The organism is Sphingomonas sp. S-NIH.Pt15_0812 (assembly GCF_003951315.1).
Taxonomy (GTDB): domain Bacteria; phylum Pseudomonadota; class Alphaproteobacteria; order Sphingomonadales; family Sphingomonadaceae; genus Sphingomonas.
The window spans coordinates 1-1,051 of the sequence record NZ_QLJH01000098.1 but is presented as its reverse complement, the minus strand read 5'-3'; the positions used below and the strand labels follow the sequence as shown (position 1 = coordinate 1,051).

The following is a 1,051-nucleotide window of genomic DNA, read 5'->3' as shown; positions in this document are numbered from 1 at the left end:
TAGACCATGATGACATCAGGCTGACGCATATCCGGAGTTGCGCAGATAGTTGCGGCACTCGTCTGGTGAGAAGGCATTGAGGAGCGATCCGACACGGCGCCATGTTGCTTCATGGGATCGCTCTGCGGCCTTTCGCATCAGGTGCTTGAGCTTGGCGAAGACCTGCTCGATTGGGTTCAGGTCGGGCGAGTACGGTGGCAGGAAGAGGAGCCTGGCGCCGACGGCTCTGATGGCGTGCCGGATGGCGGGTTTCTTGTGACTGGATAGGTTGTCCATGATGACGACGTCACCGCGCGAGAGCGTCGGCACAAGGCACTGCTCGACATAGTCGGTGAAGCTCTGGGCGTTGATCGGCTGGTCGAGCACGCATGGCGCATCGATCCGGTCGCACCGTAGCGCCGCCAGGAACGTCATGGTGCGCCAATGGCCGTAGGGCACCTTGGCGTGGAGCCGCTGCCCGACCGGCGCCCAGCCCCTGAGCGGGGCCATGTTCGTCTTCACCCAGGTTTCGTCGATGAAGACCAGGCGCGTCGGATCAATTCGCCCCTGGTACTTCTTCCACTGTGCCCGGCGCCGCGCGATCGCGGGACGGAGCTGTTCAGCGGGCAACACGCTTTTTTTTGAAGCTCAGACCCTCGGCATGGGCAAATCGCCACACCTGCACATAGTCGACCTTCACGCCGCGCCCGGCCAGTTCCATTACCAGCCCGCGCAAGGTGAAGTCCTGGCGGACCCGCTCCAGCAGCCAGTCCCGCGTCGCGCCCGACAGGATGTTGGTGCGGCGACCGCCCATTTGCCCCGGCGCCGCGCTGCCCGTGTCCCGGTAGCGCCGCATCCACTTGATCGCCGAACTCGGCGCCACCCCGAAGCGCGCCGCAGCCGCATGACACGACATGCCCTCCGCCGTCACCGCCCGCACCACCCTGTCGCGCAAGTCCATCGAATACGGCTTCGCCATGCAGACCGGCCTCCTCCGCCAGCCTGCCCTTGAATCAGATCAGCGCCTCCATGGAAATCCCCATCGATTCAGCCCCACGTCATCCCGCTCTAG

The 1,051-nt window shown here is 64.6% G+C and carries 1 protein-coding gene; it reads right to left on the bottom strand.

Translation table 11 applies throughout. The annotated features are described in order from the left end of the window. Positions 1 to 15 precede the first annotated feature (15 nt). A protein-coding gene (locus tag BRX43_RS20060; RefSeq protein ID WP_125996797.1) for an IS630 family transposase occupies positions 16 to 958 on the bottom strand; the annotation gives its coding sequence in 2 pieces (ribosomal slippage) (positions 16 to 613 and positions 612 to 958; 945 coding nt in all). Positions 959 to 1,051 lie beyond the last annotated feature (93 nt).